The 8,912-nt window shown below is 46.2% G+C and carries 6 protein-coding genes; all 6 read right to left on the bottom strand.

Features of this window, described 5'->3' with window-relative positions:
• Positions 1-30: 30 nt before the first annotated feature.
• Positions 31-951 carry an ABC transporter substrate-binding protein gene (locus H740_RS01565; RefSeq protein ID WP_004322184.1) on the bottom strand — a complete coding sequence of 307 codons (921 nt, stop codon included), beginning with the start codon at positions 949-951 and terminating at the stop codon, positions 31-33.
• A gap of 81 nt (positions 952-1,032) precedes the next feature.
• Positions 1,033-1,725, bottom strand: a complete 693-nt coding sequence (locus H740_RS01560; RefSeq protein ID WP_004322182.1) for an ABC transporter ATP-binding protein — start codon at positions 1,723-1,725, stop codon at positions 1,033-1,035.
• Complete coding sequence (locus tag H740_RS01555) at positions 1,722-2,471, bottom strand: ABC transporter permease (RefSeq protein WP_004322180.1); 750 nt, start codon at positions 2,469-2,471, stop codon at positions 1,722-1,724. The genes H740_RS01560 and H740_RS01555 overlap by 4 nt, the downstream gene beginning before the upstream one ends.
• A complete protein-coding gene (locus H740_RS01550) occupies positions 2,468-3,079 on the bottom strand; it encodes a hypothetical protein (RefSeq protein ID WP_004322179.1) in 612 nt (203 codons plus the stop codon). The genes H740_RS01555 and H740_RS01550 overlap by 4 nt, the downstream gene beginning before the upstream one ends.
• Positions 3,080-3,326: 247 nt before the next feature.
• Complete coding sequence (gene dnaE, locus H740_RS01545) at positions 3,327-7,310, bottom strand: DNA polymerase III subunit alpha (RefSeq protein ID WP_004322177.1); 3,984 nt, start codon at positions 7,308-7,310, stop codon at positions 3,327-3,329.
• 414 nt (positions 7,311-7,724) lie between these two features.
• Entirely contained in the window at positions 7,725-8,864 is a 1,140-nt protein-coding gene (locus tag H740_RS01540; protein WP_004322176.1) for a tRNA glutamyl-Q synthetase, read from the bottom strand.
• Between the last annotated feature and the right edge of the window lie 48 nt (positions 8,865-8,912).

Raw genomic sequence — 8,912 nt, 5'->3', positions numbered from 1 at the left:
AATTTAAAGGGCAAATTTGCCCTTTAAATTTTAGTTTAGTAGAAGTGATTTTATATCTATTTTTTGCTCTATCATCTTGCTCTCAAGCATAAACTCTTGCGTAGCTTCAAGCGCTTTTATATCTTCAGCCGTGATCTTTGGACTAAAGTCATACTGAGGATACATGCTCTTTACCGCCTCTAGGCTAAGTCCGGTCTCCTGGGCTGTGAGTTTGAGCGCCTCGTCCTCGTTTGCATTTATAAATGCCAAAATTTCATCCTGAGCCTTTTTAAATTTCTCAACGACATCTTTATGCTTTTTATAAAACTCTCCGCTTGTTGCTGTGACGATGACCGGAGTGATGACGCCCTTGCCGGTTGTTACGACGTGTAGGCCTGATTTTTGAGCGTTATAAGCAGCAGGTCCCGCAAGAAGCGCCATATCAACGCTACCGTTTTCTAGCGCAGCCTGCGCAGCCGGGATGCCCATAGATACGAACTCGACGTCATTTATGCTAAGCCCTCCAAGAGCTAGGTATCTAACCAAAAGCTCGTTTAAGATTGTGCCCTTTGGACCTGCTACCTTTTTACCTTTTAGATCTTTTGGCGACTTTATGTTTTGGTCCTTAGAAAATATCACAAATGCCTCTGGCGCCCTTGAATAAGCGCTTATGATCTTGATATCAGCCTTATTTGCAGCCGCTAGTATAACCGAGGTGCCGCCCACGCAATTTAAAAACTGGAGCGAATTTGAAGCTAGCGCTTGCGTCTGCTTCGCACCTGATGTTATGTCAGAGTACTCCACCGGCACGCCAAAAGACTTCGTGTAAAAGCCTTTAAATTTATCGACGATAGATGGGACGTTTAGCGGCGATTTGACGTAGGTCATGCCGATCTTGTCTAGGCTCTCGCTTGCGTTTGCGACGAGGCAAAGCAAAGAGGCTGCACATAAAACCTTGAAAAACTTTCTCATATTTGCTCCTTGTGATTTAAATTTTGTGGATTATATAAATTTTTTGCTTCATTTTGGTTTTAATTATCATCTATCTTTATCCTAAATTTCACTCAAAATTTTGCGCTTTACGGCTATTAGCTCGCCACTTAGCAAGTCTCTCGGTCTTACTAAATTTGATAGATCGTAGCTTGATTTTATACCGCCTTTTTCAAGCAATATAATATCGTCAGCCAAAAATAGCGCCTCGTCGATGTTGTGCGTGACAAAAAGGATAGTTTTGCCGGCTTGTATTTTTAAAATTTCAGCCTGCATGCTAGCTCTCGTAAATGTATCAAGCGCAGCAAACGGCTCATCCATGAGGATCAAATTTGCCTCATATGCAAGCACTCTCGCAAGCGAAACGCGCGAGCTCATGCCCCCAGAGAGTTGCGAAACGGCGGCAAATTTAAAGTCGCTAAGTCCTATCATGAAGATCAGACTATCTATCTTTGCTGGCTCGATCTCATGCTTTTTAAGCGCAAAAATGATATTTTCATAGACGTTTAAAAATGGCATGAGGCGGGCTTCTTGAAAGACAAAGCCGATCTTTGCAGGCTCCTTAAAACCAATCTCGCCAAGGCTTACGCTTTCAAGGCCGGCGATGAGGCGCAAAAGCGTAGTTTTGCCGCAGCCGCTCCTGCCGAGTATGACGGTGATCTTATCTTTTTTTATACTCAAATTTAGCTCTTTTAAGACGTCAATGCGCTTGCCGTGGATGAAAAAATGCTTGGATAAATTTGAAATTTCTATCATTTTTCACCTCGCAAAAGGCTAAATTTCGCTATCAAGAGCAAAAATATCCTATCTATGAGCACGCCGCAAACGCCGATAGTAAAAATGCCTACAAATATCCTATCCGCGCGTGAAAGCTCCTCGGCATCAAGGATCAAGTAGCCTAGCCCGCTTGAGGCCGCTATCATCTCCGCTCCGATGATCGCGCGCATAGCGTAGCCAAAGCCTATTCGCATACCGACAAAGATATCTTTTAGCGCGCTTTTAAAAATGATCTTGTAAAAAATCTCAAATTTGCTAAAGCCAAAAATTTTACCGACCTCAATGAGCTTAACGTCGCAGCTAGTTAGTCCCTTTGAGATACTAAGAAACATCGGAAAAAACGAGGCTAGGATGATGATAATGATCTTTGGCGTCTCGTTTATGCCAAACCAAAGCACCAAAATGGCGATCAGGCTAAGCGGCGGGATGTTTCTAAAAAACTCCAGTATCCACTCGTAATAAACGCCGATCTTTGGCAAAAGCGCTGCAATACCGCCAAGCACAAGTGCCAGGGCAAAGGAGAGCGCGTAGCCTGCAAATATACGCTTAAAGCTGATGACCATGTGCGTGACGAGCTCGCCGCTTTGTATCATGGCTAACATCGTCTTAAAGGTCGTCGCTGGACTTGGCAAGATATATGGTGTGAAAATCTCTAGCTCGCAGACGACCTGCCAGATGGCAAAGATCACCAAAACTAAAATGCTCTTTTTAAAGATTTCCTTCACAGCCCATCTCCGTTGTGACAGCCGTTTTCGCAGTATAAAAGCTCTATGATCCGGTAGTTTTTAAGCTCGCTAAATTTATATGAAAGAGCGTTTTGTATCTTTTCTTTGTTGCCAAGGCTTAGAGTTTTTACCCCTAAATTTGAAAAAAATCCCGGCGGTACCGGGCTTGCTTCGAGCTTTTTTGTCTCTAAATTTATCCCATTTTGCTCTTTGAAGCTTTTCCAGGTTAAAAATGTGGTTCGCTCCAAATTTAGCTCCCTTCCAAGCTCGGACAAGTCCTCACAGGGCGTCGTCACGTAAAGCCACTCGTCCTCTTTTAGCCTTGAGCTAAGCTCCATGGCGCTTTCTATTAAAATAGGGTTTAAATTTGAGATGAGAGCGGCCTGCTCTTTGAAATTTGCCCTGATGAAATTTGCAGCCCTAGGACAGCGACTATCAAAGATGAGTTTCTTTTGCGCGAGGCTATTTTTGTATGCGTTTTTGACGCTATTAACGTGGTCTTTTTCGCACTCTACTACGCTAAAACCTTTGTCTTGCAAGCTCTTTTTAAGCGCCGCAAAGTCGTAGATACTTTTTACAACAGGATTTAGCCAAACCAGTTTTTTCATGAGAGCTCCCGTCAAATTTAAAAGCTATAATTTAATAATTGAAATCAGAATTGTATCATTTGAAATTAAAAAATGGCTTTGGAAGCCAAATTTATAAGAAAACGGCTGGACTTTTACGTCCAGATTTTTCTTTTCTGCGGTTTTATCTATGGGTTTTAGTATATTTACGCCGCTTTTTCAAGCTTCATTAGCTTTTTTTGGATAGGCAAATTTCTCAACTTTAAATTCAAAAGACAAGCCGTCAAATTTAAACGGCTTGTTTTAAACCCAGCGCTCTTTCCTCAAACCCCTCTCCAACGATAAACTCCGTCGTATAAACCAGCGCGCGGCCTTCTTGCGCATCTTTGATACGGATGATCAGACGCTTGTTGTTTTTATCGGCTGCAGCGCGGTGTTCGCCGATGGCGGCGCGGTAAATTTGCGTGATGAGATCTTTGCCCGTTTCATCCAAATTTAGCTCCAAAACCAGATCCTCGAGCTCTCTTTTGCTTCTGCTTTCGCTAGCGGCCGAGCCATTTTGATAGCTGCCACTGCTGCTACTTTCCTTACGCTGCCTAAAGCTTCTGCTTTGGAAATTCATATCGCGCGCGTCCTCGAGGCTTACGACGTCGATTAGATTTATGCGAGCGCCCTGATCGTCGCGGGAGTAACGCACCTTAAATGCTAGCGGAGCGTCCTTTTGCTCGTCGGTTAGGCTCTCGATAAGCCCTTTTTCGGAGTCAAACGCCGCAACCTTAAACGTGCTAAAAAGATCCATGATGCTTAGCATCATAAACTCTTTGCCGGTTTTTTTACTAGGGATTTTAGCGATCTCGGCGATCTTGCCGACGACTAGGATCTCGCTGGTCTTATCTATCTTGCCAAAGTCCTTGCTAGGCGTGTGTTTTATCTGCTCGATTTGCTCTTTGTATTTTTCGAGCGGATGCGAAAAGTCCATACTCGCAGCCTCGTCTAGTGTCAAAATTTTATCCAAATTTATGCGCATGAACTGCCCGTCTTTGGAATAGCGAACCTTAAACGCATGCGGCAAATCGCGCTCATCCGCACTCATCGACTCGACCGCACCAAGGCCTCTGTCAAAGACCGCGATCTCGACCGTACCGTGAAAATCCAGCATCTCGATCGTGCCCATTTTTTTGCCGTTTTTCTTGCTGATCCTAGTCGTGAGATCCTCGATCTTGCCCACGAGCAGCATCTCGCCGTTTTCCGGCAGCTCGTCAAATTTATCGCTTAGCGTGTAGTTTATCTTTGAGATTTGCTCGCGGTACTCGTCTAGCGGGTGGCCGGAGAGATAGATACCTACGCTTTCTAGCTCAAATTTGAGCTTAGTTTTTAGCTCTAGCTCGGAGTCGTCGCGCACGAGACTAGTTTTAACCGTTGCCATGCTCTCGTCATCGCCAAAGAGGCTCTCGGCCGCGTTTTTCTTGATAGTAGCAGCGTTTTTGCACGCCTCTACGATGTTATCTAGGTTGTTTAGCATCATCTTGCGCGTTAGGCCGAAACTATCAAACGAGCCCGATTTTATGAGGCTTTCAAAGACTTTTTTATTTACCTTAAAGTTATCCACGCGCGAGACGAAGTCGTCGATATCCTTAAACTCGCCCTTGGCCTGCTCTTCTAGGATATTTTCTATCGCTGCGCCTCCGACACCCTTTATTGCGCCTAGGCCGTAGATGATGGCATCCTTGCCCCCTTCGCTAACGACTGAGAATTCTTTGGCGGATTTATTGACCGACGGTGGCAGAATAGCGATATCCAGGCGCTTACACTCGTCGATGTAGCGCGAAATCTTATCGGCATTGGTCTCCTCACTCGTGATGAGAGCCGCCATAAATTCGGCCGGATAGTACGTTTTCATATAGGCCGTTTGGAAGGTCACATAGGTGTAGGCCGCGGCGTGGGATTTGTTAAATCCGTACGAAGCGAAATGCAAAATGAGCTCAAACAGCTCGTCGGCCTTTTTACCGTCTAGCCCCTGTGCCTCGGCTCCCTCGATAAATTTACCCTTTAGCCTATCCATCTCCTCTTTTATCTTTTTACCCATCGCGCGGCGCACGAGATCGGCGCCTCCTAGCGAAAAGCCGCCGATAGTCTGCACGATCTGCATAACTTGCTCTTGATAGACGATGACGCCGTAGGTGGGCTCTAAAATTGGCTGAAGCTCTGGGAAAATGTACGTGATAGGCTCCAGGCCGTGCTTGCGCTTGATGAAATCCGGTATAAGATCCATCGGGCCCGGGCGATAAAGCGAGATCATAGCGATGATATCCTCGAAGCAGTCGGGGCGCATATCGGCTCCGACTTTTTGCATGCCTTCGCTTTCTATCTGAAACAGTCCCAGCGTCTGGCCGCTACTGATCGTCTCGTAGGTTTTGGGGTCGTTCTTATTGACCTGCTCCCAGATTATCTCTTTGCCAAATCTCTTTTTGACGAGTTTAACCGCATTATCTATCACGGTTAGCGTCTTTAGCCCCAGGAAGTCAAATTTGATGAGGTCGACGTCCTCTAGATACTTTAGGCTATACTGCGTGACGAAGTGATCCTCCTCGGCGTTTGGCTGGCGGAAAAGCGGGGTTTTGTTCCACAGCTCCTCGTTTGAGATGACCACGCCCGCCGCGTGCATACCGGCGTTCCTGTTTAAGCCCTCCAGATCAAGGGCAAATTTCCAGATTCTGTTTGCATTTGAGTTGCTTGCTATCAGCTCGCCGATCTTTGGCTCTTTTTCAAAGGCTTGTTCTAGTGTGATGCCTAGCTCGTCTGGGATGAGTTTTGCCATAGCGTCCGCCTCGGCGTAGGGCATATCGCATACGCGCGCGACGTCGCGAATGACGCCCTTTGCCAACAGCTTACCAAATGTAATAACCTGCGCGACGTTAAATTTGCCGTATTTTTCTATAACGTAGTCGATGATCTCGCCGCGGCGGTTTTGACAAAAGTCCACGTCGATATCGGGCATACTCACGCGCTCGGGGTTCAAAAAACGCTCGAAAAGCAGGTTATACGGCAGCGGATCAAGGTCGGTGATCTTTAGGCTATAGGCTACTAGACTTCCCGCCGCCGAGCCGCGCCCCGGACCCACCGGCACGCCGCGCTTTTTAGCTTCGTTGATAAAGTCCCAAACGATCATCATGTAGCCTGGGAAATTCATCTTGTTTATGATATCTATCTCGCGCTGCAGACGTGCTTTGTACTCCTCGTGGCGCTCTGCCGGGACAAATTTCAGCCTCTCCTCGAGCCCCTGCCTGCACTCGTGCTCAAACAGCACGCTGTCGTTTGGTATGCTATATCGCTTATCAGGCTCAGGCAGGCTCAAATTTCGCTCGGCGGCGTACTCGAGCGTAAATTTAAAATTGGGCGGCGTAGCGTCGCCTAGCTTGATCGAGAGGTCGCATTTATCAACGATTTCCTGCGTGTTTGTAACGGCTTCTGGGATATCGGCGAAAAGCTCGCTCATCTGCGCGGGCGTCTTGACATAAAACTCATGCACGCTGTGGCGCAGGCGGTTTGGATCGTCAAGCAGTTTGTTCATCGCGATACACATGAAAACCTCGTGCGCGTCGGCCCTTTGCTTAAACGTGTAGTGCGTGTCGTTGGTTGCGATGACCTTGATGTTTAGCTCTTTTGCTAGGCGCAAGATCTCATCGTCGATCCTGCGCTGATCGCCGATACCGTGGCGCATGATCTCGAGGTAAAAATCATCGCCGAAGACCTCTTTGTACCACAGCGCGGCTTCCTTTGCCGCCTCGTATCCGCCCGCGCCGAAACGCAAATTTCTCTCGCTTTGGTTGAGGTTCCAGTTCACCTCGCCTTGCAGGCACGCCGAGGAGCAGATGATACCCTCGCTGTGCTCTTTTAATATCTTTTTGTTGATGCGCGGGTAATAATAAAACCCCTCAATGTAGCTCATGGAGCTAAGATACATCAGGTTTTTGTAGCCGATTTCGTTTTTGGCGATGAGGCAGAGGTGAAAGCGCTGCTTGGTGCTTTTGTCGCCTAGTTCCTCGCCGTTGTGGATGTAGGCTTCGATACCGATGAGCGGCTTTATGCCTTCATTTTTCATCGTTTTGTAAAAGTCTATAGCGCCAAACATATTGCCGTGATCGGTGATGGCTGCGGCTTTGACGCCTTGGCTTTTTAGCGTTTTGGCTAGCTCTTTGATACGGTTCGCGCCGTCAAGTAGCGAATACTCCGTGTGCAAGTGTAGGTGCGTAAAATCTGTAAAATCGCTCATTTTTCGTCCTTTTTAATGCTTTTGATTTTACAAAAACTTTGCTTTTAGGCGGATAAATCGGTTTTATTTAAATTTAGCTAAGTGCAGTAAATAGGCTGCTAGAGTGGGCTTTTCGTCAAATTTGAGCTTAAATTTGACGCAGGTTTTGGACGCAAATTTGAGGTTGGCGATATAGATAACTCGGTTTAAATTTACGGCTCCAAATTTAGTCCAAATTTGAGCGGTAAATTTGATAAAAGCTCACGGACATAAGTTTTTGCGTCTAAATTTAAACTTTGCAACTATAACCCGTCCAAAAATTTGCGGAGCCGTCGTTGACCTACTAATCGAACCTCAAGCGCTCATAAATAAAATTTGGATAAGCCGGTAAAAATTTACCGCGCTTTTTAAACAATCCAAGTAGCGCGTTTAAATTTATCGGCCAAATTTCTCTTTAAACATCTCAAGCAAATTTGACAGAGTGTCGCATTTTGACGCGTCAAGCCCTAGCTTAAGGGCGGCAAATTTATAGTGGATTTTGGCACCGTCCGCTACGCTCACCGCCGGTGCGCTCGAGCTTTTGGATAGCTTTTTGCCGCCATGCGCTAGTAGGCCGTGATGGATAAAATTTGCATTTTCAAAATCGTAGCCCAGCATCTGCGCCATGTACTTTTGCGCCGCCGAGCATGCGAGCAGATCCTCGCCTCGCACGAGCAAATTTACGCCCAGAATCTCATCATCCACGAGGCTAGCGAGATTATAAGCAGGCATGTCGTCCTTTTTCCAAACGACGAAATCGCCTAAAATTTGCGCCAAATTTACGCTTTGAGCTTGTGCAAATTTTTCCGTTTCAAACGCTGTTTCGTCCGTCAAATTTAAGACGCCTAAATTTGCCAAATTTAAAAAACTTTCGCCCGAATTTCCAACGGCGTTAAGGTTAAATTTTTCGCCGCCGGGTTTCCCTCTGTCCGAGCCGACCAAATTTGCCGAATTTTTTAAACCGTTTGCCGTGCCGTCTTGCACTTTTTGCGCATTACCCCAAAGGCCGCCTGCTAGGCTCGCCTCCAAGCCTACGCTGCACCCCAAAGCATCAAAATTTATCAAATTTTGCTGAATGTTAATTTGCGCTCCGTCAATAGTGCGTAGCCGCATGGCTGTTTCGTCTTTTTTAAATTTAAGATTTTTCTCCGCGCAAACACGCGTATAAATGCCGTTTTTAAACGAATTTTTCATCGAGTGCGAGCACTCACATGCATAGCAAGCGCCTTTTTGCTCGAGCTTTTTTAGCGCGTTTTTGTAGGCGTCGAGGCGAAATTTGGAGCTAAATTTGGTTTCAAATTCCCCCACTCCGCTAGGCCCGCCGTCAAAATCAACGCCAAGCATTTCAAGCACGCGAAAGATATTTTCCACGTATTGTCTGCGGTAGCGCGGCAAGTCGTAGTCGTCGATCCTTAAGTACAAAATCCCGCCAAACGCGCGAGTAAAAAGATATGTTAGCAAGAAGTTGTAAACATTGCCTGCGTGCAAAAAGCCGCTTGGTGTCGGAGCGATACGAGAGGTGATTTTTTGGTTCATTTTGAGAGAAATTTGGTTAAAAAGCTTAAATTTAAAAATTAGATTAAA

Origin of the sequence: Campylobacter showae CC57C, from assembly GCF_000344295.2 — a bacterium.
Taxonomy (GTDB): Bacteria; Campylobacterota; Campylobacteria; order Campylobacterales; family Campylobacteraceae; genus Campylobacter_A; species Campylobacter_A showae_B.
The sequence above is the reverse complement of the archived record's forward strand: the minus strand, read 5'-3'. Positions and strand labels throughout refer to the sequence as shown.